The sequence below is a fragment of the Micromonospora arborensis genome, from assembly GCF_003205615.1.
Classification (GTDB): Bacteria; Actinomycetota; Actinomycetes; order Mycobacteriales; family Micromonosporaceae; genus Micromonospora; species Micromonospora arborensis.
Genome location: NZ_PYBV01000032.1, coordinates 41444 through 66812 on the forward strand (window position 1 = coordinate 41444; position 25369 = coordinate 66812).

The window sequence follows — 25369 nt, forward strand, 5'->3', positions numbered from 1 at the left end:
TAACCAGCGCCGGGCGGCGGGTAACCGCCGGGTGGTCCGTATCCGCCGTCGGGAGGCTGCTGGTCGAGCAGGTGGTCCGGGACGTTGGCCGCCAGGGCCGCCTCACGGCGGTACCGACGTCGGTTCCAGATCAGGAACACCGCCAGCGCCAACAGCAGCACCAGCACCACGGCGACACCGATGACGATCACCATGACCTGCTGGTCCGTGGGCCCACCACGGTCACCGTGCTGGGTGACGTCGAACTCCTCGGCCGCGTCCGCAGTCTGAGTCGGCGCCGGGTCGGCGGTCGCGGCGGTCGGGCCGAGCAGCGGGTTCGCGGTGACCGGCGGCACGTTCGCGCTCAGTGCGGTCACCGGATCGATCAGGCCGAAGCCGTACTGCGGATCGCGGCCGGCGGGACCGGCGTCCCGGGCGGTCCGGATGATCCGGTTGATCACATTGGGGGCGTCGAGGTCCGGGTACTTCGATCGGATCAACGCGGCAAGACCGGAGACGACCGCCGCGGAGTCGGAGGTGCCGTCACCCCAGCCGTAGCCCTTGTCACGGCCGACGTTGTAGATGTCATCGCCAGGTGCGGCGACCACCGCCTCCGGACCCTGGACCGACCCGGACCAGAACTTGCCGCCCCGGGTCGTCCCGGTCACGGCGATCACGCCAGGAACGCTGGCGGGAGCCTCGACCTTGACGCTGCCGTTGGCGATGTTACCGGCGGCGACCACCACGACGACGTCGTGCTCCCAGGCGTACTGGATGGCACTGACCTCTTCGGGGCTGACGGCCGACGGCTTGCCCAGTGAAATATTGATCACCTTGGCGCCACCGTCGACGGCCATCCGGATGCCGCGGCTGACCACCACTTCGTCATACGGCGCGTCATCATCCGCAGAGTCGTCCAGCCTGATGGGCAGGATCTTCGCGCCGGGGGCAATGCCGTCCACGCCGTCGGGGCCGGCATTCGTCGCCGCGATGATGCCGGCCATGTGCGTGCCGTGCCCCTGCGCGTCGACCCGTCCGTCTCCGCTACCGCCGTCGCTGCGGCCGCCCGCAAGCACCTGGCCCTTCAGGTCCGGATGGTTGGCGTCGACGCCACTGTCGATCACGGCCACGACCACGCCCCGCCCGGTGGACAGCTTGTGCGCCTGCTCGATCCGGAGCTCGTCCACATACCACTGTTCGGCCCGGCGAGGTGCCGCCGCCGCCGGCTGGGCGGCCCCCAGCACCAGGAGCCCCGCCAGCAGACAGGCCGCGGCCGGTCGGAGCGCTCCGACGTTCACTGTCATCCGTTCGCCCTCATCGCAGGATGCCCGGGGACGCCCCGTCACCGGGACCCCACGGATCGTCGTCCTCAGTCAACCACGACGAGTGCTCCGAACCCGTACCACCACCACCGCCGTGCCCGGCACCGCCCGCGCCGCCCATCATGCCGCCCATCCCGGCGCCGCCCATCCCGGCACCGCCACGCGCGCCGCCCGCCAGGCCGGCGCCGCCCGCACCGGCGGCGGTGCGCAGCGCGTTCGCCGCGCTCGTCATCGGCGGCACCTTGCCGTTACCGCCACCCATCATGCCGGGGATGCCGCCCATGCTGCCCACGCCGGCGCCGCCCAGGCCACCGCCACCGGACCCGATGCCACCGCCCGCGCCAACGCCGCCACCGAAACCACCGCCGGCACCACCGAGGCTGGCGCCACCGAGGCCGCCACCCGCGCCGCCGTATCCGGCGCCAAGGCCGCTGGGCGCGGCGCCGGCCAGACCGGTGCTGTAGCCGTCGTCGACACCCGGATATCCCGAACCGGTGGGCGGAGGGGCGAACGAGCCAGAGCCGCCGCCGGTGGAGGAGTCATCGCCGAATCCGCTTGTCGGGGGCGGGGAGAACGGGCCCCCGACAGACGTCGGCCCACCGCTGATGTCGACGCCGCCGGGCGGCTTGCCGATGCTCGGGCCGCCACCGACGTCGATCCCACCGCCGCCACCGCCACCGCCACCGCCACCGAAGTCACCGACGTCCGGCCGCCCCTTCGGCGGCACTCGATCGTCGGGTCGGTAGTCATCCATATAGCGCTTCGGATCGCCCACCTGCAGCTTCGGGCGCTCGGTGTACACGGCCGCGGGCAGCGGGGACATCGCCGTGTTCGCCGCCTGCTGGTTGTCCCGGTACCAGTTGTCCAGATGGGACTTGGTGTCCCACCAACCGCCCCGCTTGTGGTCACCCGCCTGGCCGTCGACCTTCATGGTCGCCTCCAGGTCGTCGGCCTTGTCGCGGAACGCGCCGTCGGCGTACGACCCGGGGTTGCTCTGGTAGTCCTTGCGCAACGCGGCGAGGAAGCCCGACGCGCTCTCGCCGTCGCGGGCGTCGTCGAGCTCGGTGCCGTTGGGCAGGCTCCACTCGTTGATGCCGAAGTCGTCCCCCAGTGGGATCGGGATCGTGGCGACCGCCCTGCGGATGTCCGTCTCGATCCGCCCCAACGCGCCGCTGACGTTCGTCGAATCGGTGATCAGATCCTCGATCTGCTTACCGATCTCACCCAGATGCTCGCGGTAGGCGTCACCGCCGCTGCCCTTCCAACCGGCGAGCATCCCGGGCAGGCCGCCGACGTGCGGGCGCTCCTGACCCGTAGCGATCGGACCGACGAACGATCGGCCGACGAGCGCGTCCCGCAGCTGCGTCAGGCCGGAGGAGAGATTGCCCCACCCCTGCCCGACCGAGCCGACCGTCTCCGGGTCCGCGGAGAGCGTCACTTCGCGGACGCACCGCTCCCAGGTTCCTTCAGCCATGACGTCCCCCTCAGGCCGTGTACGGGTAGGTAGGTGCGCCGCCAGCAGCGGGCGGCGGAGCCGCCGACTCGAGCAGCCGCTCGATCTCCTTGCCGTTGGCGCCGTTGCGCGCCTCGGCGTCACGGAACGCCTTGGCGATGTCCTCGGTGCCCTGCTTCAGCGAGGCGAGCCGCTGGGACAGCGTCTTGAGGTGCATCTCCATGTTGGTCGTGGACGTGGTCAGCGCCTGCCACTGCATGCGGGCGTCCTCGTAGGCGCCGAAGGGGGTGCCGTTCGGGACGGTCTGGGCGTTGTTGCTGTCGCCCTTCATCCGCTCCTTGACGCGTTCCATCTCGTAGAGGATGGTGTCGTCGACGTACTGCTTCAGCCGCTCGACGTACGCCGCCGCGGCGTCCAGGTCCTCGACGCTGACGTGTAGATCGCCGGTGTTCGGCGGCGGAATGGTCCCCATCAGCTTCCTCCCCCGTTCCCGACCCGCCGGGTCGGTCCATGTCGGACCCAGCGTATCGAGTCTGACCCAGTCGGGGCAGCCCCGGCCGGCGTCACACCGCACCAGGCGTCGTCGATACCGGCGAGGTCACGGCGTCGACCGTTGCGCGCGGTGCGGCCCGACCAGCGCCAACGGGCCCGCGAGACGCGGACCCGTTGGGTGACATGTCGGATGTGGAGTTTAGTGGCTCACCGCCACCAGGCGCTGCCCTGCGACGGGCGGTCAGTGGGAGTGGCCGCCTGCCGGGACCTTCATACCGCTGCCGCCCAATGGGGTGAGCGGCAGCAGCTTCTTGCCGGTGGGGCCGATCTGGATCTCGGTGTCCATCGATGGGCAGACACCGCAGTCGAAGCAGGGCGTCCATCGGCAGTCGTCCTGCTCGAACTCGCTGACCGAGTCCTGCCAGTCCTGCCAGAGCCAGTCCTTGTCCAGACCCGAGTCCAGGTGGTCCCAGGGCAGGACCTCCAGCTCCTCGCGCTGCCGGGTGGTGTACCAGTCGAGGTCCACCCCGAACGCGGGCAGCGTCTCGGCAGCCGCGTCGACCCAGCGCTGGTAGGAGAAGTGCTCGCTCCAACCGTCGAAGCGGCCGCCGTTCTCCCACACCTTGCGGATCACCGAGCCGACCCGGCGGTCACCCCGGGAGAGCAGCCCTTCGATCAGCGACGGCTCGCCGTCGTGGTAGCGGTAGCCGATGGCCCGGCCCAGTGAACGGTCCGAGTTGATCGCCTGCTTGAGGATCTTGAGCCGGTGGTCGATGACCTCCGGACGCTCCATCGACGCCCACTGGAAGGGGGTGTGCGGCTTCGGCACGAACCCACCGATGGAGACCGTGCAGCGGATGTCCTTGGAGCCGGTGGCGGCCCGACCGGCCTTGATCACCTCGTGGGCCATCTCCGCGATCTCGAGGACGTCCTCGTCGGTCTCGGTGGGCAGGCCGCACATGAAGTAGAGCTTCACCTGCCGCCAGCCGTTGGTGTACGCGGTGACGACGGTGCGGATCAGGTCTTCCTTCGTCACCATCTTGTTGATGACCTTGCGGATCCGCTCCGATCCGCCCTCCGGGGCGAAGGTCAGGCCGGTACGCCGCCCGTTGCGGGACAACTCCTGCGCGAGGTCGATGTTGAAGGCGTCCACCCGGGTCGACGGCAGCGACAGCGAGACGTTCGTGCCCTCGTACTGCTGGGCGAGGCCCGAGCACATGTCACCGATCTCGGAGTGGTCCGCCGAGGAGAGCGACAGCAGGCCCACCTCGTTGAAGCCGGAGAACTCCAGGCCCTCGCGGACCATCTGCCCGACCGTCGTGATCGACCGCTCCCGCACGGGACGGGTGATCATGCCGGCCTGGCAGAACCGGCAGCCCCGGGTGCAGCCTCGGAAGATCTCCACCGCGTACCGCTCGTGCACCGTCTCGGCCAGCGGGACGAGCGGCTTCTTCGGGTACGGCCAGGCGTCCAGGTCCATCGTCGTGCGCTTGTGCACCCGGAACGGCACGTCCGCCCGGTTCGGCACGACCCGCTGGATCCGCCCGTCCGGGAGGTAGTCGACGTCGTAGAAGCGCGGCACGTAGACGCTCTCGGTCCGGGCCAGCCGCAGCAGCAGCTCGTCGCGGCCACCCGGGGAGCCTTCGGCCTTCCACTCCCGGACGATCGCGGTGATCTCCAGAACCGCCTCCTCACCGTCGCCGAGCACCGCGGCGTCGATGAAGTCGGCGATCGGCTCCGGGTTGAACGCGGCGTGCCCGCCGGCCAGGATCACCGGGTCGGCGTCGGTGCGGTCGGCAGCCAGCATCGGGATGCCGGCCAGGTCGATCGCGGTGAGCATGTTGGTGTAACCGAGTTCGGTGGAGAAGGAGAGGCCGAACACGTCGAAGTCGCGGACCGACCGGTGCGCGTCGACGGTGAACTGCGGCACGCCGTGCGTGCGCATCAGGGTCTCCAGGTCCGGCCAGACCGCGTACGTCCGCTCGGCGAGGGTGTCGGGCAGCTCGTTGAGCACCTCGTAGAGGATCTGCACGCCCTGGTTGGGCAGGCCCACCTCATAGGCGTCCGGATACATCAGCGCCCAGCGCACGGTGGCCGCGCCCCAGTCCTTGGTCACGGCACCCAGCTCGCCCCCGACGTACTGGATGGGCTTGGAAACCTGGGGCAGCAGCGGCTCGAGCTGGGACCAGACCGACGGCTCCAGGTCGCGGCGCGGCGTGGGAGCCGCGGAGCTGGAGTCGTCGCCTGAGTTGGTCGCGGCCGCGCGCGGCGTCGGGGACGTGGCACTCATGATGCCCAAGGGTACGCGCCCACCCCGCGGTGGCGGCGCGGTACTAACCTCGGACCGGCGCGAGAGGAGATTGCCGCGATGCCCGAGCCCCAGCCGGGAGCACGGCCGGCCGACGGGAGCACCCCGGGCGCAGAGCCGGACCGGGATCCGGCGGCCGCCGACGAGCCGACCTCCCCACCCGTACCGTCGGACCAGCCGGAACCCTCGGCGCAACCCGAGAAACCGGACCAGCCGGCACCCTCGGCGCAGCCGGAACCCCCGACCCGGCCCGAGAAACCGGACCCGCCGGCACCCTCGGACCAATCCGCGGCCGCCGCCACCGCGGAGGCCCCCGCGCCCAGGTGGAGCGGGTCGGCGCCGGTGCCGCCCCCGCTGCCGCGTCGACCGGCGTGGGGCGAGTCGGCCGAGCCGACCCCGCCGCCGCCAGTCGGCTCGCCGGAGCACCAGACCCCGGTCGACCCGTGGGCCGGCGTGGACACCGGCGGCTGGGACCTGCCGTCCGCCGAGCTGCCCCCACTGCCCCCGACGGTGCCCTACCCGACGCCGCCGGCGACCCGGCAGTGGTCCGGTCCGCCCGCTGGGTCGGTCGGGTCGCACCCGGTGTCTCCGGCGGCCGCCCCGAGGCCACCACAGGCCACCGGGCCGAGGATCCCGACCCGACCGATGCCGCCGCCCGCGCCGCCGCCGGTGGTGCCGAAGCAGCGCCGGGGCCGCCGATCCGCCACGCCGCCGGTGGCACCGCCGCCCGGCTGGCAGGCCCCCAAGGGGTACGTGCCGGTGCCGGTGCGCCGACGTCGCCGCTGGCCGTGGGTCCTGCTACTCACCCTGGCCTGCTGCTGTGGCTGCCCCGCCTACTACGGGTTCCCGATCTCGGCCCAGTACCCGGTCCAGGCCGCACTGCCCGCCCAGGTGGACGACCTGAGCCTGCGCCAGGACAACCGCAGCGCGGAGACCGCCCAGCAGTTGGAGAACGAGGTACGCAAGGAGCACTGGCTGGCCGAGGACACCTTCGCCGGCGTCTACTCCACCTCGAACGGCAAGCAGGTGACGGTCTTCGGCGGCACGGGCTTCCGGCTGAACCCGGAGTCGGACGCGGACGCCGAGATCAGCCGGCTCACCGAGCGCTACACGCTGGACGCCCCGGAGAGCGTCGACACCGGTGTGCGGGGCCGGCACGAACGATGCGCGGTCGGCCGGTCCGCGGGCGACGAGGTGGTGGTCTGCACCTCGGTTGACTACGGCAGCATCGCCACCGGGGTGTTCACCCGGCTCTCCGTCGCCGACAGCGCCGCCCTGCTGGCCACCCTGCGCGCCCAGATCGTCCAGCCCAAGGGCTGACGGTCAGGCCTCCCGGATCGGGTCCGGGTGGGCGCGCGGCGGGGCGTAGCGGGGGACGTACTCCTGGCCGGTGAGCTTCTGGATCTCGCTCATCATCTCGTCGGTCATCTGCCGCAGCGAGGCGCGATCGGTCGGCCGACCGGTGAAGTCCAGTGGCTTGCCGAACCGAATGGTGATCTTGGCAGTGCCGGGACGGGGCACCCGCGCGCCGATCGGCTGCGCCTTGTCCGTGCCGATCATGCCGACCGGAATGATCGGCACGCCGGTGGAGGTCGCCAGCCGGACCGCCCCGGTCCGCCCCCGGTAGAGCCTGCCGTCCGGCGAGCGGGTGCCCTCCGGGTAGACCACCACCAGGTCACCGCCCTTGAGCGCCGGGATCGCCGCGTCGAACGCGGACAGCGCGGCCCGACCGCCGCCCCGCTCGACCGGGATGGCACCCAGGCCGGTGAGGACGAACTTGGAGATCGCGCCCTTCACGCCGGCACCCTTGAAATACTCCGACTTCGCCCAGAACGCCAGATGCCGGGGCACGACCGTGCCGAGGAACAGCTCGTCGGCCACCGAGAGGTGGTTGCCGGCGAAGATCGCGCCGCCGGTCTCCGGCACGTTCTCCAGCCCCTCCACGGTCGGGCGGAACGCCAACCGCAGCGTGGGCCCCACGGCGAGCTTGCCGATGGTGTAGAGCAGGGGCACTGGTCCTCCGGCAGATGAGGTGCGGACAGGCGGTGTCACGGTAGCGGACGCCTCCACACCTCGCAGACGGAGGTGGTGAGGCGCCCGCACCGTCCTCACACGCGGCGGACGGTGACCGTCACCCGTTCGCCCTCGCCGACCTCGCCGGCGAAGCCGTCGAGGCCCTCGGCGAAGTCCACCGAGTCGGCCAGCACCTCCCCGGAGACGAAGTCGGCGTACGCGGTCACCGCCGCACGCACCTCCTCGGACGCCGACACCGCCACCACGATCCGATCCGACACGTCCAGGTCGGCGTCCCGGCGGGCCTGCTGCACCACCCGCACCACATCGCGGGCCAGCCCTTCGGCGGCCAACTCCGGGGTGACCTCGGTGTCCAGCACCACCACACCCTCGGCGCCGGGCAGTGGCGCGGAGTGCTCGGCGTCGGCGGCGACCAGGCGCAACTCGTACTCACCCTCGGCGAGGGTGACGCCAGCGGCCACCGGGGCGCCGTCGACCAACTCCCAGTCGCCCGCCTTGACCGCCTTGATGACCTGCTGCACCTGCTTGCCGACCCGGGGGCCGAGCGCCCGGGGCACCACGGTCAGGACCTGCTCGCAGTACGCGGACAGCTCCGCGCTGAACTCCACCGCCTTCACGTTGACCTCGTCGGCGACCAGGTCGGCGAACGGGCGCAGCTGCTCCGCCGCCGGCGAGGCCACGGTCAGCGTGGACAGCGGCAGGCGTACCCGCAGCCCCTTGGCCTTGCGCAGGGACAGCGCCGCCGAGGCGACCGCCCGGGTGGCGTCCATCGCGGCGACCAGGTCGTGATCGGCCGGGAACTCGGTTGCCTCCGGCCAGTCGGTCAGGTGCACCGAGCGTTCCCCGGTGAGCCCGCGCCAGATCTCCTCCGCCGTCAGCGGCGCCAGCGGCGCCACCACCCGGCAGAGCGTCTCCAGCACGGTCCAGAGCGTGTCGAACGCGTTGACGTCGCCAGACCAGAACCGGTCCCGGGAGCGACGCACGTACCAGTTGGTGAGCGCGTCCAGGTAGGAACGGACGGTGGCGCAGGCGCCGGAGATGTCGTACGCGTCCATCTGCGCGCCGACCGTCGACACCAGCTCGTTCGTCTTGGCCAGCACGTACCGGTCGAGCAGGTGCGTCGAGTCGGTGCGCCGCCGCGCCTGGTACCCGTCCGCGTTGGCGTAGAGCGTGAAGAAGTACCAGACGTTCCACAGCGGCAGCAGCACCTGCCGCACGGCGTCGCGGATGCCCGCCTCGGTGACCGCCATGTCGCCACCGCGCAACACCGGCGAGGACATCAGCATCCACCGCATCGCGTCCGAGCCGTACGCGTCGAAGACGTGGTACACGTCCGGGTAGTTGCGCAGGCTCTTGGACATCTTGCGTCCGTCCGAGCCGAGCAGGATGCCGTGGCTGAGGCAGTTGCGGAACGCCGGCCGGTCGAACAGCGCGGTGGCCAGCACGTGCATGGTGTAGAACCAGCCGCGGGTCTGCCCGATGTACTCGACGATGAAGTCACCCGGGTAGTGGTGCTCGAACCAGTCCGCGTTCTCGAACGGGTAGTGCACCTGGGCGAACGGCATCGACCCGGACTCGAACCAGCAGTCCAGCACCTCCGGCACCCGGCGCATCATCGACTTGCCGGTCGGGTCGTCCGGGTTGGGGCGGACCAGGTCGTCCACCGCGGGCCGGTGCAGGTCGGTGAGGCGTACGCCGAAGTCCCGCTCGATGTCGGCCAGCGAGCCGTAGACGTCCAACCGTGGGTAGTTCGGGTCGTCGGACTTCCAGGCCGGGATCGGCGAACCCCAGAACCGGTTCCGGCTGATCGACCAGTCCCGGGCGTTGGCCAGCCACTTGCCGAAGGAGCCGTCCTTGATGTGCGCCGGAGTCCAGTTGATCTGCTGGTTCAGCTCGACCATCCGGTCGCGGAACTGGGTCACCGCCACGAACCACGACGAGACCGCCTTGTAGACCAGCGGGGTGTCGCAGCGCCAGCAGTGCGGGTACGAGTGGGTGTAGGTGTCCTGCCGGAGCACCACCCCCCGCTCCTTCAGCTCCCGGATCACCGGCTTGTTGACGTCGAAGACCTGCTCACCCTGGTACGGCGGGACCAGGGCGGTGAACCGCGTGTGGTCGTCGACCGTGACGATGGTCGGGATGCCGGCGGCGTTGCAGACGTTCTGGTCGTCCTCACCGAAGGCCGGGGCCAGGTGCACGATCCCGGTGCCGTCCTCGGTGGTGACGAACTCCGCGCCGAGCACCTGGTAGGCGTTCTCCCCGGCCTGCTCGACGAGGAAGTCGAACAGCGGCGTGTAGCGGCGTCCGACCAGGTCCCGGCCGTACACCGTGCCGACCTGCTCGTAGCCGTCCAGCTCCTTGGCGTACGCGGCCAGCCGCGCGGCGCCCACGACGTACCGCTCGCCGTCGCGTTCCAGCACCGCGTACTCGATGTCGGGGCCGACGGCGAGCGCCAGGTTCGACGGCAGGGTCCACGGCGTGGTGGTCCAGACGCCCAGCTTGACCGGCCCGCGCAGCAACTCCGGGGCGGACTCGTCGGGGGTCAGCCCGAACCACACCGACAGCGTCGGGTCGTGCCGGTCCCGGTAGACGTCGTCCATCCGGGTCTCGGTGTTCGACAGCGGCGTCTCACAGCGCCAGCAGTACGCCAGCACCCGGAAGCCCTCGTAGATCAGACCCTTGTCGTGCAGGGTCTTGAAGGCCCACATGACGCTTTCCATGTAGTCCAGGTCGAGGGTCTTGTAGTCGTTGCTGAAGTCGACCCAGCGGGCCTGCCGGTTGATGTACCGCTCCCAGTCCTGGGTGAACTCCAGCACCGAGGTGCGGCAGGCCTCGTTGAACCGGGCCACGCCCAGGTCGATGATCTCCGCCTTGCTGGTGATGCCGAGCTGCTTCTCGGCCACCACCTCGGCGGGCAGGCCGTGGCAGTCCCAGCCGAAGCGCCGTTCGACGTGCCGCCCGCGCATGGTCTGGTAGCGCGGCACCACGTCCTTGACGTAGCCGGTGAAGAGGTGGCCGTAGTGCGGCAGGCCGTTGGCGAACGGGGGGCCGTCGTAGAAGACGTACTCGTTCTTGCCGTCGTCGCCCGCCGGGCGGGCCTCGATGCTGGCCTCGAAGGTCTTGTCGGCCGTCCAGTGCTCCAGCACCCGCCGCTCGACCGCGGGCAGGTCCGGGCTCGCCGGGACACCGGCGGCGGTCGGGTCGTGCATCGGATAGGCCATCGGGGGTCGCTCTCCTCGCGCAGTCACTCAACGTGGGACTGCGAGGACGAACCTTCCGGGGGTACGCCTCAAACGGCGTTCCCGGGTGGTCCGCGGTACCACCCCGCTTGGCGGTCAGGATCGACCGCCCGCTCATTGGCCGGCTGTGACGGGCCGGACCCGTCCGGTTCTACTGGGCCGGTCACCCGGCTGTTCTTCCGGAGGCTCACCGGTGATGGCCGGGTCATCGCCTTACGGTGCTCAACGATACTCGACCCGCCCACCGCTCCCGCCGAGTAATCCCGCGCCGCTCGCCGCCTAGGCTGGCCGGGTGATCCGGATCGAGTTGGACGAGCCCACGCTGGCCCGTACCCGGATCGCGACCAGCCCGCTGTGGGAGGCCAAGTGCAGCCTCTACCTGCTCGACCGGTACCCGGACGAGGCGCCCTGGCCCTACACCGGTTGGGCGCGGCACGCCCGGCGGGTGCTCGCCGAGTTGCCGGCGGCTGCCCCGGCCCGGCTCTACTCGGCGACCGGCCACTGGTACCCGGACTTCCTGGGTCCGGTGCCGCCGACGGCCAGCCCGACCATCGCCGAGGAGTTGGCCGTGCTCCGGGCCACGCCGGCCTCGGTGATCGCTGAGCAACTCCCCCGCTACCACCGTCTCGACGACCTCCCGGATTGGTTGCGCCCGTTCGTCACCGATCGGCAGGCGGCCCTGAACCGGCTCGCCGACGGCCTCCAGGCGTACTGGAACGCCGCGATCGCGCCCTGGTGGCCGGCGATGCGGGCCGCCCTGGACGAGGAGGTGTTGCACCGGGCGCGGGCGCTCGCCGCGCACGGCCCGGACGCGCTGCTGGCCGACCTGCACGAGCGGGTGCTCTGGAAGAAGCCGGTGCTGACCCTGGTCAAGCCGTTCGACGGGGAGTTCACTGCGGTCGACCAGCGGCTGCTGCTCATCCCGTTGATCTTCTCCCGAGGGGCGCTCACCTTCTCCACCGATAACTCGGAGATCCTCGCGGTCTCGTACCAGGCCCGGGGCTCGGTGCTGCTGGCCGACCGGCCGGCCGTCGACCGGCCCGCGACCGACCCGACGGTCGACCGGCTGGCGGTGCTGGTCGGGCGGGGCCGGTCCCAGGTGTTGCGGGCGCTGACCCGGCCAGCCACCACCGCCGGCCTCGCGGCCACTCTCGGGCTGGCCCCGAGCACCGTCTCGGAGCAACTCTCCGCGTTGCTCACGGCCGGTGTGGTGCACCGCCGTCGGGTCGGCCGGCGGGTGCTGTACGGGCTGGAACCGGCCGGCGTGGCCCTGGTGCAGTTGGTCGGCGACGCGCCGGTGACCGCCTCGGCCTGAACATTCGGCCCGATCCGAATTCGTTTCCCCGACCACCCCGCTGCTCCTAGCGTGGCCGCTCATGAGCGAGTACGCGATCGAGGCGGCCGGGCTGCGCCGCACCTACCGCAGCCGAACAGGCTGGTTACGACCACAGCGCCGGGAGGTGGAGGCGGTCCGCGGCGTCGACCTGACGGTCGGCAACGGGGAGCTGTTCGGCCTGCTCGGGCCGAACGGCGCTGGTAAGACGACGACGATCAAGCTGCTGAACACGCTGCTCATCCCGACCGCCGGCGAGGCCCGGGTCTGCGGGTTCGACGTGGTCCGGCAGACCCGGGAGGTGCGCCGGCGGATCGGGTACGTCTTCGGCGGCGACCGCGGCCTCTACGACCGGCTCTCCGCGCGGGACAACCTGCGCTACTTCGCCGAGCTGTACGGCGTGCCGGGGCGTGAGCAGAAGCGGCGGATCGCCGAGCTGTTCGAGCTGGTCCGGCTGACCGGCCGGGAGAACGACCGGGTGGAGGGCTACTCGCGGGGCATGCGGCAGCGGCTGCACATCGCCCGGGGCCTGCTGCACCGGCCGAGCGTCCTCTTCCTCGACGAGCCGTCGATCGGGGTGGACCCGGTGGCCGCCCGGGAACTGCGGCAGACCGTGGCCGACCTCGCCGCCACTGGCACCACCGTGCTGCTCACCACGCACTACATGGCCGAGGCGGACGAACTGTGCGGCCGGATCGCGGTGATCGCCAACGGCACCATCCAGGCCCTCGGCACTCCCGCCGAGCTGCGGCACCACGCCGACGGCCGACAGGTGCTGGAGGTGGAGGCGTACGGGGTCGGCGACGCGCAACTCGCCGCCATCCACGCCCTGCCCGGCGTACGGGAGGCGAGCGTGACCGTCGCCGGAGCGGCCCAGCTGCTGGGCGTGCAGTCCGACGCGGGGGTGGACGTGCAGGCCGAAGTGCTGCGCACGCTGGACGGGGTCCGGCTGGGTCGGGTCACCGCCCGGCAGCCCACCCTGGAGGACGCGTACGTGGCGATCGTGAACCGGGTCAACGCGCAGACCCGCCCCGTCGAGGCGGTGGCCGGGTGAGGACGCTGCGGATGATCGCGGTGGGCGCGCTGCTGCACACCAAGCAGCTCAGCCGGTCGCCGTTCGAGATCGCTACGGCGTTGATCGTCCCGGTGGTGCAGGCGACCCTGGCCGTCTACCTGTTCCGGGCCGGCGGTGAGCCGGGTCGGCTGTTGGAGGCCGCCGTCGGGGCGGGGCTGATGGGCGTCTGGTCGTCGGTGCTGTTCGGCTCCGGTGGCGCCATCCAGAACCAGCGCTGGCAGGGCACCCTGGAGATGATCATGCTGGCGCCCCGGCCGCCGGCCCTGGTGGTGCTGCCGATCACGCTGGCCACCGCGCTCACCGGCACGTACGCCATGGTCGCCACGCTGGCCTGGGGCCGCCTGCTGTACGGCATTCCGCTGACCTTCGCCGATCCGTTGGCCTTCGCGGTCGCGGTGCCCGGCTGCATCATCGGGCTCGGCATGTTCGGCCTGCTGCTCGCCTCCACGTTCGTACTGTTACGCAACGCCAACGCGCTGACCAACACGCTGGAGTACCCGATCTGGCTGGTCTCCGGGATGCTCGTACCGATCACCGCGTTGCCCGGCTGGACCGGCCCGATCGCCGCCGCGCTGCCCACCACCTGGGGGGCGCGTGCGGTCCGCGAGGCGGCCACCGGCAGCGGGCCGGTCTGGCCGTCGCTCGGCGTCTGCCTGGCGATCAGCCTGGCCTGCCTGGCGCTCGGCGCGATCATGATGACCCACGTCGAGCGGCGCGCCCGCGCGGCGGCCACCCTCGCTCTGGCCTGAGGAGGCGACGATGACCGCACTGTTCCGCCTGGTCGGCACCGGTGGCGTGATCGCCTACCGGGCACTGTTCAACTGGACCACCCCGGCGATGTTCGTCGGCACGCTGCTCGTCGGCCCGCTGTTCCAGTTGCTCTTCTTCGCCTACCTGGGACGCCAGCTCGGAGTCGCCGACGACGGCTTCTACATCACCGGCAACGCGGTACTGGCGGCCTCCCTGGCCTGCGTGTTCGGCGGCACGATGGCGGTGTCCAACGAGCGCCGCTTCGGCACCCTCGGACACGTGCTGCTGTCGCCGCGCAGCCGCACCGCCGTCTTCCTCGGCCGCGTCCTGCCGTACGCGGCGAATGGTCTGCTGATCGCGGTGACCACCATGACCGCCGCGGCGCTGCTGCTCGGCCTCCGGGTGCCGCTCGACGCGCTGCCGGGGTTGCTGCTGACCCTGGCGGTCGCGGCGCTGGCCTGTGGCTTCTTCGGCCTGACCCTGGGTGCGATCGGGCTTCGGTTCCGCGACGTCTGGCTGGTCTCCAACGTCTCGGTGGCGCTGCTGCTCCTGCTCACCGGGGTGAACGTGCCCGCCGCCGGGCTACCGGCCTGGATGCGGGTCACCGGCGAGCTGTTGCCGATCACCCATGCCGCCGAGGCCGCCCGCCGGCTGGTCGCGGGCGACGGCTTTCAGGCCGCCGCACCTCAACTCGCCGCCGAACTCGCCATCGCCGCCGCCTACGCCGTCCTCGCCGCACTCCTACTCAAGGTCTTCGAAGCCGAATCCCGCCGCCGAGCCTCCCTAGACACCCTGTAACGCCCACCCCACCCGGCCCCGGCCCCGCCCCTCGGCCCCGCCCCTCGGCCCCGTTGATCATGAGGTTATTGCCGGCCGCACCGGCGTGTCGTGACGATAACCTCATGATCAACCGGGGCCAGGCCGACCCGGGCCGGGCCGACCGGGGCCTGGCCGACCGGGGCCTGGCCGGTCCCGGGGGCGGGGGTGGGCTGTTAGGGGGCTGGGAGGGTGGTGGACCAGAGGGAGGCGCCGTCGCGGTCGCGGAGGTGGACCGTCAGGGCCTCCGACTGTCCGTCGATGGAGACCTCACCGAAGTGCTGGAAGCCCTCCGCCGGTGAGCTGTTGGCCTGCGGTGGGGCGTGCACGAAGGCCGCCTGCGGGCCGAACGTGCCGTCCAGCGCGTTCGGGCCGAACGCCCCGGCGTGCGCGGGTCCGGAGACGAACTCCCAGAACGGGGTGAAGTCACCGACCGCCGCGCGGGACGGGTCGTAGTGGTGCGCGGCCGAGTAGTGCACGTCTGCGGTGAGGAAGACCATGCCGGTCACCCCGGCCCGATGGGTGGCCCGCAGCACCTCGGCGAACTCCAGCTCACGCCCGGCCGGCGCGCCCGGGTCGCCCTGCGCGACGCCCTCCTGGGCGGTCGGACCGTCCGGCACCACCACCCCGATCGGCAGGTCGTTGGCGATCACCTTCCAGGTCGCCGTGGACCGCTTGAGTTCCCGGATCAGCCACTCCCGCTGCTCGCGGCCGAGCAGACCGCGCTTCGGGTCGGCGTACGTGTTGCCGTCGTTCGGGTCCTTGTGGGTCCGCATGTCGAGCACGAACACGTCGAGCGACGGCCCGTACGACAGCCGCCGGTACATCGGGCCGTCGACCGGCACCGGCAGCCACTCGTTGAACGCCTGCCGGGCCCGGGCGGCGAGCACATCCACCCGCTGCTCGGTGTAGCGGGGGTCGTCCAGGATCTCCCCCGGGTACCAGTTGTTGAGGACCTCGTGGTCGTCCCACTGGTTGATCTGCGGCACGGCGGCGGCGAACTCCCGCAGGTGCGTGTCGAGCAGGTTGTAGGCGAACTGCCCCCGGTACTCGGTCAGTGTCTCGGCCACCTTGCTCTTCTCGGGGGTCACCAGGTTGCGCCAGATCCGCCCGTCGGGCAGCGTCACCGACTCGACCAGCGGGCCGTCGGCGTACACGGTGTCACCGCTGCACAGGTAGAAGTCCGGCCGGACCTCCCGCATCGCCCGGAAGATCGACATCCCGCCGAAGTTCGGGTCGATCCCCCAGCCCTGCCCGACGATGTCGCCGGTCCAGACGAACGTCACGTCGCGCCGCCGGTGCCGGCCCGGCGCGGTGGTCAGCGACCCGGTCAGCGGCTCGCTGACCACCCCGTGCCGGTCCAGGCTCTCCACCCGGACCCGGTAGTGCAGCTTCTCGGCGTCCGGCAGGCCGCGCAGCCGGACCTTCCCGGTGAAGTCACCGTCCGGGGTGAGCACCGGGCCGCGCAGCTTCCGCGCGCCCCGGAAGTCCGGCCGACGGCTCACCTCGACCAGCATCCGGCCCGGCCGGTCGGCCCGCGTCCAGACCAGCGCCGAGTCCGCGGTGGCATCACCGCTCTGCACACCGTGGGTGAGTACCGGGCGTCCCGCCGGGCGCCAGGCTGGGGCCGCGCCCGCGCCGGCACCGCCCAGCAGGGCGCCGCCGGCGACTCCGGCACCGGCCACCAGGCCAGCCCGCAGCAGGGTACGTCGATCGAGCTCGGTCATGCTTCCTCCCGGTGATGGGTTGACCCTGTCGGTCTACCGGGCGGAGATGACCGCGATCGGCGAGGCGGATGACGCGGGTCGGAACGCGGGTTGTCCGGTCGGCATGACCGGAGTCACAGCCACGGTTGTCACGACGTGCCCCCGCCGATCCGTCGTGTCGGTGTCGAACCGATCAGGGGAGGTAGTCATGCAGCGAATGAATCCCGGCGAGGTGGCGCCGAAGGCGTACCAGGCCGTCCTCGGGCTGGAGAAGTACGTCCAGTCGAACGTCGACGGCACCGTGCTCGAGTTGGTGAAGCTGCGGGCGTCGATGATCAACGGGTGCGCGTACTGCGTGGACATGCACAGCCGGGACGCGCTCGCCGGAGGCGAGTCGAGCCGGCGCCTGTTCGCGGTCGCCGCCTGGCGGGAGTCGCCGTTCTTCGACGAGCGGGAGCGGGCCACGCTGGCGCTCACCGACGCGGTCACCCGGCTCGGTGAGCACGGCGTTCCGGATGACGTGTGGGATGCCGCCGCGAAGGTCTGGTCGGAGAAGGAACTGGCCGACCTCGTCATCGCGATTGCCACAATCAACGTGTGGAATCGGATCGGCGTGACGATGCAGTTGGAGCCTCCGGCCCAGGTATGACCACCGAGGCAGCAGACGCGGCCGGTGCGCTCCAGGCGCACCGGCCGATGCTGCTCGGGCTCGCGTACCGCCTGCTCGGCAGCCGGCACGACGCGGAGGACGTGCTCCAGGAGACGTACCTGCGCTGGCTGGGCGTCGACCGCACGACGGTCGGCGAGCCGCGCCGGTACCTGTCCCGGGTGGTCACCCATCTGGCCCTGGACCGGTTGCGGGCCCGGCAGTCCGGCCGCGAGACGTACGTGGGTACGTGGCTGCCCGAGCCGGTGCCGACCACGCCCTCACCGTTCGGGCCGTTGGACCGCGCGGAGTTGCGCGACTCGCTCTCCACGGCGTTGTTGCACGTCCTGGAACGGCTCACCCCGCCGGAGCGGGCGGTGTACGTCCTGCACACGGCCTTCGAGCTGCCGTACGCGGAGATCGGCGAGATCCTGGACCGGTCCGCTGCCGACTGCCGGCAACTGCACCATCGGGCGGCCGCGCGGGTCCGACAGGAGCAGCGCCGGTTCACCGCCAGCCGCTCGGAGCGGGAGCGGTTGCTCAACGCGTTCCTGGCCGCCGCCCAGGACGGAGACCTGGCGACCCTCACCGGCCTGGTCGCCTCGGACGCCATCGCCTGGAACGACGGCGGTGGGCGGGTACGGGCCGCCCTCAACCCGGTCGGTGGCGCGGACCGGATCGCCCGGTTCTACGCCGGGATCTACGGCCGCCCACGCCAGCCCAGGACGATCGAACAGATCGAACTCAACGGGGAACCCGCAGTGGTGATCACCCGCGCGGACGGCACTCGGTACACCCTCACCATCACCGCGGCGGACGGTCAGATCACCGGGATCTACGTGGTCGGCAACCCGACAAAACTGCAGTCCGTCGACTGAACGCCGGCGCTGATGGCCGGCCCCGGCCGGGTCGCGTCAGCCCAGCTCGGGAAACCAGAGCGCGATCTCGCGCTTGGCGCTGTCCGTCGAGTCGGAGGCGTGCACCAGGTTCTCCCGGTTGGACAGCGACAGGTCGCCCCGGATGGTGCCGGCGGCGGCCTTGCGGCCGTCGGTGGCACCGACCAGGCCGCGGACCACGTCGATGACCTGGTCTCCGGAGAGCACCAGGGCGACAAGTGGACCGCTGGTCATGAAGTCCTTCAGCGGCGGGTAGAACGCCTTGTCGACGTGCTCGGCGTAGTGCTCGTCGGCGAGCGCGGCGTCCATCGTCCGGTGCACCATCGCGTCGATCCGCAGCCCCTTGCGCTCGAAGCGGGAGAGGACCTCGCCGACCAGGCCGCGGCGGACCGCGTCGGGCTTGATCAGAACGAGGCTGCGCTCATCCGGGCTGTTGCTGGACACGCTGGGTTCCTCCTGTACGCGCTGAACGCTCGGGATCGGTACGGTCAGCCTAGCGACCCGGTCCCGGCGCCGGCGCGGCGGCCGGTCTTTCCCCCGGTGGCCGATCCGGCCTAGCCTGGCCCTGACCCCCGGGAGGTCCACTGTGGCGAATGGCGGGAACCGGCCCATCGCGCCGGTACGCAAGCTGATCGGCACGGTGCTGGGCACCGTGGCCACGTTCGTCGTCCTCTTCGGGCTGGGCATGACCAGTTGGGCCATCGTGGCTCTCGGGGTCGCCCTGCTGGTGCTGGCGATCGCGCTGGCGACCGTACGCGGCGGCGGGCGCACCTGGGTGGTCGGCGTCGGGCACGTGCACAGCGCCTCCGAACCACCCACCCAGTACGCGTTCGGCCGCTGCGAACTGCAACTGGTGATCGACGCGCCTGGCCTACCGCCCCGATCCAAGAAGATCATCGAGCCGAGGGTGCCGGTCTCCAAGTGGCCGTCGCTGGGCCAGACCCTGCCGATCCGGGTCGCGTTGGACGACCAGCGGCACGTCCGGGTCCTCTGGGACGAGGTGCTGACCCACGCCGAGACCGCCGCCGCCGTCGCCGACCTTCCGCCGGAGTTCGCCGACGCCGACGCGATCGACGAGGTGCTGATCCAGCAGGATGCCCCGCCGTGGGCCGACCGTGGGCCGGACGACGACTTCCGGGACGACTTCCGCGACCCGTTCCGGGACCCGCTCGGCCCCGACCCTGTGCGCACCAACGACCCGCTGCGCCCCGACCCCCTGCGCGACGACCCGGGCGTCGTGTCCGAGGAGCGCGAGCCCGTGGTGATGCACCAGAGCCCGGGCGGCCCCGTGGTCCTGGAGGGCGTCCTCGTCGAGCAGCAGGCAGGTGGTGGGCTGCCTCGACGGGCAACGCCGGCGCCGCGTTCGCCCGCCGAGGAGCGCTTCGACGAGCCCGACGCCGAGCCCTTCGATCGGCCGGAGGACGACCGGGCGGCCGACCCGCCGCCCGCGGAGCGCTTCGACCCGCCGCCCGCGCAGCGGTCCGGCCCACCGGCGACCGACCCGCTCGACCCACTCGACCTTCCGCTGGACGATCCGTCCCCGGTCGGGGCAGCCCGCGAGACCGTCACCGACGCGGAACTGGACGAGGCGATCTTCGGGTTCGACGGGGGCACGGCTGCGGACCCGGCGGCGCCGATCAGCGGGGTGGGTCTCACCCTCCTGGTGACCGACCTGCCCCGGTCGCTCGGCTTCTACCGCGACGTGCTCGGTTTCACCGAGGTCGACCAAGGGGCCGGCAACGCCGTACTCGCCTCCGGCACGACCCGGCTCGTGCTGCGCGAGGTGACCGGCGCCGCACCCATCAGCCGTCGGCTGGTGCACGTCAACCTTGAGGTCGACGACATCGAAGCGGCGTACGAGCGGCTACGCGAGTCGGGCGTCCGATTCACGTACGCGCCCCGGGTGGTCAACCGGGGCACCAAGCTGGAGGTGTGGGCGGCGGCGTTCCGCGACCCGGACGGCCACGGCATCGCACTCACCCAGTGGCGTGAACGCGCCGAGGCCTGACCGGCCCCGCACCACGTCGGGGCGCACCAGCCTCATCGGGCGTCAGCCGAGGATGACCCGGCGAACGTGCAGCGCGTACGCCCACACCAGGGCGAAGATGATGCCCAGCCCGAGCAGCGACCAGTGCAGCAGGCCCCCCAGCATCAGCAGGCCCTGCAGCACGGTGCCGGCGTGCCAGGCCCAGGGGCGGCGCATCATGCCGGCGAGTACGACGGCGGCCACCGCCAGTGCCACCACGGCACCGATCGCGGCACCGCTCAGGTCACCGCCGACCACCCGGATCGGCTGGATCGCCAGCAGCAGCACGAGCGCCTCCAGGCTGAGCGTGCCAGCCCCGAGGCCGCGTACCGCCCGCTCCGGGTTGCGCAACCCGGAGCGCCGCGGCTCCTCCCCCGTCGGCTGCTCGGCCGGCGAGCCGGTCCGGTCCTGCTCGGCCGGCGAGCCGGTCCGGTCCTCGGTGGCCGGGAGGCCGGTCGGGTCCTCGGTGGCGCGTGGGTCCCGCTCCGGGCCGGTCATCGCTTCAGCAGCCGACGGGCGTCGGCGACCGTCACCACCGAACCCGTGACCAGCACCCCCACCCCGCTGAGCTCACCCGGGACGTCCTCCTCGGCCAGCGCCACCGCCAACTCGATCGCGTCCGGCATCTCCTCGGCCAACTCGACCCGCTCCTCGCCGAAGATCTCACCGGCCAGCTCGACGAGTTCCGCAGTCGGCATCGCCCGTGGCGAGCTGTTGCGCGTGACCACCAGCTGGTCGACCACCGGCTCCAGCAGCGCCAACAGCCCCTCGGCGTCCTTGTCGGCGAGTACGCCGACCACCGCCACCAGCTTGCTGAACGCGAACTCCTCCTGCAGCGCGGTGACGGTGGCCGCCATGCCGTGCGGGTTGTGCGCGCCGTCCAACAGGATGGTCGGGGCGTTGCGTACCCGCTCCAGCCGCCCCGGGGAGCTGGTCGAGGCGAAGCCCTCGCGGACGGCCTCGATGTCCAACTGCCGTCGGGCCCCGGCACCCAGGAACGCCTCCACGGCGGCGAGCGCCACCGCGGCGTTCTGCGCCTGGTGGGCACCGTGCAGCGGGACGAACACGTCGTCGTAGACGCCACCCAGGCCCTGCAGGCTGAGCACCTGCCCGCCGACGGCGACCGCCCGGCCCAGCACGCCGAACTCGGTGCCCTCGCGGGCGATGGTCGCTCCCACCTCGGCGCAACGGTCGAGGAGGGGGCCGGCTGCCTCCTCCTCCTGCGCCGCGGCGATCACCGTGGCGCCCGGGTGGATGATGCCGGCCTTGGCCAGCGCGATGTCCTGGAGCGTGTCACCGAGCCACTCGGTGTGGTCCAACCCGATCGGGGTGATCACACAGACCCCGGCCTGGAGAACGTTGGTGGCGTCCTCGGCGCCGCCGAGACCCACCTCGACCACCGCGATGTCGACAGGCGCGTCGGCGAACGTGGCGAACGCCAGCGCCGTGGTCATGTCGAAGTACGTCAGCGGCTCGTCCGACCGCGCGTCGACCAGGTCGGCCAGCGGCTTGATCTCCCGGTACACCGACGCGAAGCGCTCCTCGCTGACCGGCTCCCCGTCCAGGCTGATCCGCTCCCGGACGGTCTCCAGATGCGGGCTGGTGTACCGCCCGGTGTGCAGCCCGTGCGCCCGCAACAGCGAGTCGATCATCCGCGCGGTGGAGGTCTTGCCGTTGGTGCCGGTCAGATGGATCGCGGGGTACGCCCGCTGCGGGCTGCCGAGCAGATCCAGCAGCGACTCGATCCGGTCCAGTTCGAAGACCATGCGAGTGAAGCCGCGGGCGTTCAGCTCGGCCTCGACGGCGGCGAAATCGGTACGGTCGGTCACGAGGAAAGTGTCTCCAGAGCAGCGTCGATCCGGACCAGGTCGGCCTCGGCGGTAGCGAGCCGGTCGCGGATCTTGGCGACCACCGGCTCGGGGGCCTTGCCGATGAAGGCAGGGTTGTCGAGCTTCGACCGGGCCTGCGCGACCTCCTTCTCAGCCGCCGCGCGGTCCTTCGTCAGCCGGGCCCGCTCGGCGGCCACGTCGATCGACCCCCGGGTGTCCAACGCGACTCCGACCGCGCCGGGCATGGCCAGCGTCGCGCTGGCCTGGAAATCGTCACCGGCCGGGTCCAGCCGGACCAGCGAACGGATCAGCGGCTCGTGGGCGTCGATACCGGCCCCGGCCAGCCCGTCCAACCGGGCGGCCACCCGCTGGGTCGGGCGCAGCCCCTGGTCGGAACGGAACCGCCGGATCTCGGTGACCACCCGCTGCACACTGGCCAGCTCGGCCTCGGCGGCGTCGTCGACCAACGACCGGTCGGCCACCGGCCAGGCGGCGGTCTGCACCGTCTCGCCACCGGTCAGCGCGAGCCACAGCTCCTCGGTGACGAACGGGATGACCGGGTGCAGCAGCCGGAGGAGCTGATCCAGCACGTGCCCGAGCACCCGCCGGCTGGTGTCAGCCCGCTCACCACCCTCGGCCAGCACCGGCTTGCTCAGCTCGACGTACCAGTCGCAGACGTCGTCCCAGGCGAAGTGGTAGAGCAGGTCGCACACCTTGGCGAACTCGTACGCCTCGAACTGCTCGTCGACCTCGGCGGTGACGTGCGCCAGCCGGGACAGGATCCACCGGTCGACGGTGGACAACTGCTCGACGGGCGGCAGGTCACCCGTGGTGTGCGCACCGTTCATCAGGGCGAAGCGGGTGGCGTTCCAGAGCTTGTTGCAGAAGTTGCGCGAGCCCTGGCACCACTCCTCGCTGACCGGGACGTCCTGGCCGGGGTTGGCGCCGCGGGCCAGGGTGAACCGGGTCGCGTCAGCCCCGAACCGGTCGATCCAGTCCAGCGGGTCGACCACGTTGCCGAACGACTTGGACATCTTCTTGCCGTGCTCGTCGCGGACCATGCCATGCAGGGCCACCACGTCGAACGGCTGCTTGCCGTCCATCGCGTACAGGCCGAACATCATCATCCGGGCGACCCAGAAGAACAGGATGTCGTAGCCCGTGACCAGGACGCTCGTCGGGTAGAACTTGGCCAGGTCCGGGGTCTGCTCCGGCCAGCCGAGGGTGGAGAACGGCCAGAGCGCACTGGAGAACCAGGTGTCCAGCACGTCGTCGTCCTGCCGCCAACCGTCACCGGTGGGCGGCTGCTCGTCCGGGCCGACACAGACGATCTCGCCCTGCGGGCCGTACCAGACCGGGATCCGGTGCCCCCACCAGAGCTGGCGGGAGATGCACCAGTCGTGCATGTTGTCGACCCAGGCGAAGTAGCGCTTGGCCAGTTCGGCCGGCTCGATGCGAACCCGGCCGTCCCGGACCGCGTCGCCAGCGGCCTGGGCGAGCGGCGCGGTGTTGACGAACCACTGCAGCGACAGCCGTGGCTCGACGGTCGTCTTGCACCGCGAGCAGTGCCCGACCGCGTGCACGTACGGCCGCTTCTCCGCGACGATCCGGCCCTGCTCACGCAGCGCCGCCACGATCGCGGGCCGCGCCTCGAACCGGTCCAACCCTTCGAACGGGCCGGGCACGGTGATCACGCCACGCTCGTCCATCACGGTGATCGCGGGCAGGTCGTGCCGCTGGCCGATCTCGAAGTCGTTCGGGTCGTGCGCCGGGGTCACCTTGACCATGCCGGTGCCGAACGACGGGTCGACGTGCGCGTCGGCGACGATCGGGATACGGCGGCCGGTCAGCGGCAGCTCGACCTCGGTGCCGATCAGGTGCTGGTAGCGCTCGTCATCCGGGTGCACCGCCACGGCGGTGTCACCCAGCATCGTCTCGGCCCGGGTGGTGGCCACCACGACCTCGTCGCTGTACCGGATGGAGATCAGCTCACCGTCGTCGTCGGTGTGCTCGACCTCGATGTCGGAGAGCGCGGTCAGGCATCGCGGGCACCAGTTGATGATCCGGTTGGCCCGGTAGATGAGGCCCTCGTCGAAGAGCTTCTTGAAGATCGTCTGGACGGCGCGGGTCAGCCCCTCGTCCATGGTGAACCGCTCACGGTCCCAGTCGACGGAGTCGCCGAGGCGGCGCATCTGGCCGAGGATGGCGCCACCGGACTCGGCCTTCCACTGCCAGACCCGCTCGACGAACTTCTCCCGCCCGAGGTCGTGCCGGGAGAGGCCCTCGGCGGCGAGCTGACGCTCGACCAGGTTCTGCGTGGCGATGCCGGCGTGGTCCATGCCGGGCAACCACAGCGCCTCGAAGCCCTGCATCCGCTTACGCCTGGTCAAGGCGTCCATCAGCGTGTGCTCGAACGCGTGGCCCATGTGCAGGGAGCCGGTGACGTTCGGCGGTGGAATGACGATGGTGAAGGGCGGCTTTTCGCTGTCGGCGGAGGCCCGGAAGTGCCCGGCGGCTACCCACTGCTCGTACCGTCGCTGCTCTACCTCGCCGGGCTGGTACTGGCCGGCAAGGGTGGGGGCGTCGGGGCGTTGGGCATCCAGTCTCTCGGTCACCTGTCAAGTCTACGGAGGGCTTCCGCAGACCTGACGTGCGCCACCTGTGGTTCGCGTACGGTGTCGGCTATGTCCGACGCACATCTCACCGAGCGGTCGTTCGAAGGCGGTCGCGAGCCGGTCGAGCTGACCGAAGAGCCGATCCAGCTGAGCACCCGGGACTCCGGGGGTGACCCCGACGACCGGTCGGAAGGTTGGTCCCGACGGCGCAAGATCGGTTGGACGGTCGCGCTCGTGGCCGGCCTCGCCGGTGCCGGGGTGCTGGGTGTTGGCGGGTGGCGGATCGCGCAGCAGAAGGACACCCAACTCACCTCGCCCGAGAAGGTGGCGGGCCTGACCCGGGACGACAGCGAACGGGCGAAGAGCACAGCCGACTACCTGCGCAGCGGCCTGGCCGCGGACATCGAGTTGGACCGCAGCTTCGGCACTGTCTACCGCGACCCGGCCGACGACAAGCGCTCGGTGCTCGTCTTCGGGGGCACCACCCTGCTCTGGCAGCCGGAGCGGGACCTGGACAGTCTCTTCCGCCTGATGTCGGACGACACGGGCGCGGTGAGCAGCCTGCGCGAGGTGCCGGCGGGCGACCTGGGCGGCGTGATGAAGTGCGGCAACACCAGCGGTGAGGGCGGCGACTTCGCGGTGTGTGGGTGGGCCGACCACGGCAGCGTGGTGATGGCGATGTTCCCGGGCCGGTCGGTCGACGACGCGGGCGGCCTGTTGCGGAACCTCCGCGCGGACATGCAGTCGCGGGGCTGACCACTGGCGCCCTTGGTGGCGGGGTCACCCCACGGTCAGGAAATGCAGAAACGGCCACCCCAACGGGGTGGCCGTTTCTGAAAGATTGTCCGGC

General features: G+C 71.5%; 20 protein-coding genes. 9 read left to right on the plus strand and 11 right to left on the minus strand.

Annotation, left to right across the window (positions count from 1 at the left end):
* From mycP to C7C45_RS24320, 4 genes are all read right to left on the minus strand, one after another.
* On the minus strand, positions 1-1283 hold a 1283-nt coding region (gene mycP, locus C7C45_RS24305; RefSeq protein WP_244200542.1), incomplete at its 3' end, for a type VII secretion-associated serine protease mycosin.
* 10 nt (positions 1284-1293) lie between these two features.
* Complete coding sequence (locus tag C7C45_RS24310) at positions 1294-2775, minus strand: WXG100 family type VII secretion target (RefSeq protein ID WP_110566019.1); 1482 nt, start codon at positions 2773-2775, stop codon at positions 1294-1296.
* 10 nt (positions 2776-2785) lie between these two features.
* Complete coding sequence (locus tag C7C45_RS24315; protein ID WP_110566020.1) at positions 2786-3226, minus strand: hypothetical protein; 441 nt, start codon at positions 3224-3226, stop codon at positions 2786-2788.
* A gap of 261 nt (positions 3227-3487) precedes the next feature.
* Positions 3488-5536 carry a TIGR03960 family B12-binding radical SAM protein gene (locus C7C45_RS24320; protein ID WP_110566021.1) on the minus strand — a complete coding sequence of 683 codons (2049 nt, stop codon included), beginning with the start codon at positions 5534-5536 and terminating at the stop codon, positions 3488-3490.
* Between the two features lie 78 nt (positions 5537-5614).
* Between C7C45_RS24320 and C7C45_RS35180 the strand changes: the two genes are divergently transcribed.
* Positions 5615-6874: a hypothetical protein gene (locus tag C7C45_RS35180; RefSeq protein ID WP_244200543.1), complete on the plus strand. Its 1260-nt coding sequence runs from the start codon at positions 5615-5617 to the stop codon at positions 6872-6874.
* A 3-nt stretch (positions 6875-6877) separates the two neighbouring features.
* Here the strand turns inward: C7C45_RS35180 and C7C45_RS24330 are convergent, their stop codons facing one another.
* Both C7C45_RS24330 and ileS read right to left on the minus strand, forming a co-directional pair.
* Positions 6878-7567, minus strand: coding sequence for a lysophospholipid acyltransferase family protein (locus tag C7C45_RS24330; RefSeq protein WP_110566022.1), 690 nt, complete (start codon positions 7565-7567; stop codon positions 6878-6880).
* A gap of 95 nt (positions 7568-7662) precedes the next feature.
* On the minus strand, positions 7663-10809 hold the full coding sequence (gene ileS, locus C7C45_RS24335; RefSeq protein WP_110566023.1) for an isoleucine--tRNA ligase: 3147 nt from the start codon (positions 10807-10809) through the stop codon (positions 7663-7665).
* Positions 10810-11119: 310 nt separating this feature from the next.
* Between ileS and C7C45_RS24345 the strand changes: the two genes are divergently transcribed.
* From C7C45_RS24345 to C7C45_RS24360, 4 genes are all read left to right on the plus strand, one after another.
* Positions 11120-12142 carry an ArsR family transcriptional regulator gene (locus C7C45_RS24345; protein ID WP_110566024.1) on the plus strand — a complete coding sequence of 341 codons (1023 nt, stop codon included), beginning with the start codon at positions 11120-11122 and terminating at the stop codon, positions 12140-12142.
* A 61-nt stretch (positions 12143-12203) separates the two neighbouring features.
* The gene (locus C7C45_RS24350; protein ID WP_110566025.1) at positions 12204-13214 is read left to right on the plus strand and encodes an ABC transporter ATP-binding protein; all 1011 of its coding nucleotides are present in this window, start codon (positions 12204-12206) and stop codon (positions 13212-13214) included.
* Positions 13211-13984: an ABC transporter permease gene (locus C7C45_RS24355; protein ID WP_244200544.1), complete on the plus strand. Its 774-nt coding sequence runs from the start codon at positions 13211-13213 to the stop codon at positions 13982-13984. The genes C7C45_RS24350 and C7C45_RS24355 overlap by 4 nt, the downstream gene beginning before the upstream one ends.
* A gap of 10 nt (positions 13985-13994) precedes the next feature.
* Positions 13995-14783, plus strand: coding sequence for an ABC transporter permease (locus C7C45_RS24360; RefSeq protein ID WP_110566027.1), 789 nt, complete (start codon positions 13995-13997; stop codon positions 14781-14783).
* A gap of 194 nt (positions 14784-14977) precedes the next feature.
* Here C7C45_RS24360 and C7C45_RS24365 read toward each other — a convergent pair whose 3' ends face one another.
* Positions 14978-16528, minus strand: coding sequence for an alkaline phosphatase D family protein (locus C7C45_RS24365; RefSeq protein ID WP_110566028.1), 1551 nt, complete (start codon positions 16526-16528; stop codon positions 14978-14980).
* Positions 16529-16724: 196 nt separating this feature from the next.
* Here C7C45_RS24365 and C7C45_RS24370 point away from each other — a divergent pair, with 196 nt between their 5' ends.
* Entirely contained in the window at positions 16725-17156 is a 432-nt protein-coding gene (locus C7C45_RS24370; RefSeq protein WP_425271169.1) for a carboxymuconolactone decarboxylase family protein, read from the plus strand.
* Positions 17153-18031 carry an RNA polymerase sigma factor SigJ gene (gene sigJ, locus C7C45_RS24375; protein WP_110566029.1) on the plus strand — a complete coding sequence of 293 codons (879 nt, stop codon included), beginning with the start codon at positions 17153-17155 and terminating at the stop codon, positions 18029-18031. Before C7C45_RS24370 ends, sigJ begins: the two co-directional genes overlap by 4 nt.
* 36 nt (positions 18032-18067) lie before the next feature.
* Here the strand turns inward: sigJ and ndk are convergent, their stop codons facing one another.
* Entirely contained in the window at positions 18068-18493 is a 426-nt protein-coding gene (ndk, locus tag C7C45_RS24380; RefSeq protein WP_110566030.1) for a nucleoside-diphosphate kinase, read from the minus strand.
* Positions 18494-18635: 142 nt separating this feature from the next.
* On the opposite strand from ndk, the gene C7C45_RS24385 reads away from it, so the two are divergent.
* Positions 18636-20057: a VOC family protein gene (locus tag C7C45_RS24385; protein WP_110566031.1), complete on the plus strand. Its 1422-nt coding sequence runs from the start codon at positions 18636-18638 to the stop codon at positions 20055-20057.
* A gap of 42 nt (positions 20058-20099) precedes the next feature.
* Here C7C45_RS24385 and C7C45_RS24390 read toward each other — a convergent pair whose 3' ends face one another.
* Genes C7C45_RS24390 through C7C45_RS24400 form a run of 3 tightly spaced genes read right to left on the minus strand, consistent with a single transcriptional unit; the run spans position 20100 to position 24519 of the window.
* Positions 20100-20573, minus strand: coding sequence for a DUF4233 domain-containing protein (locus C7C45_RS24390; RefSeq protein WP_110566032.1), 474 nt, complete (start codon positions 20571-20573; stop codon positions 20100-20102).
* Positions 20570-21904, minus strand: a complete 1335-nt coding sequence (locus C7C45_RS24395) for a bifunctional folylpolyglutamate synthase/dihydrofolate synthase (protein ID WP_110566033.1) — start codon at positions 21902-21904, stop codon at positions 20570-20572. The genes C7C45_RS24390 and C7C45_RS24395 overlap by 4 nt, the downstream gene beginning before the upstream one ends.
* Positions 21901-24519 (minus strand): valine--tRNA ligase, encoded by a 2619-nt coding sequence (locus C7C45_RS24400; RefSeq protein ID WP_110566034.1) that lies wholly within the window; start codon positions 24517-24519, stop codon positions 21901-21903. Before C7C45_RS24400 ends, C7C45_RS24395 begins: the two co-directional genes overlap by 4 nt.
* Before the next feature lie 69 nt (positions 24520-24588).
* Here C7C45_RS24400 and C7C45_RS24405 point away from each other — a divergent pair, with 69 nt between their 5' ends.
* Positions 24589-25275, plus strand: a complete 687-nt coding sequence (locus C7C45_RS24405) for a hypothetical protein (RefSeq protein ID WP_110566035.1) — start codon at positions 24589-24591, stop codon at positions 25273-25275.
* Positions 25276-25369 lie beyond the last annotated feature (94 nt).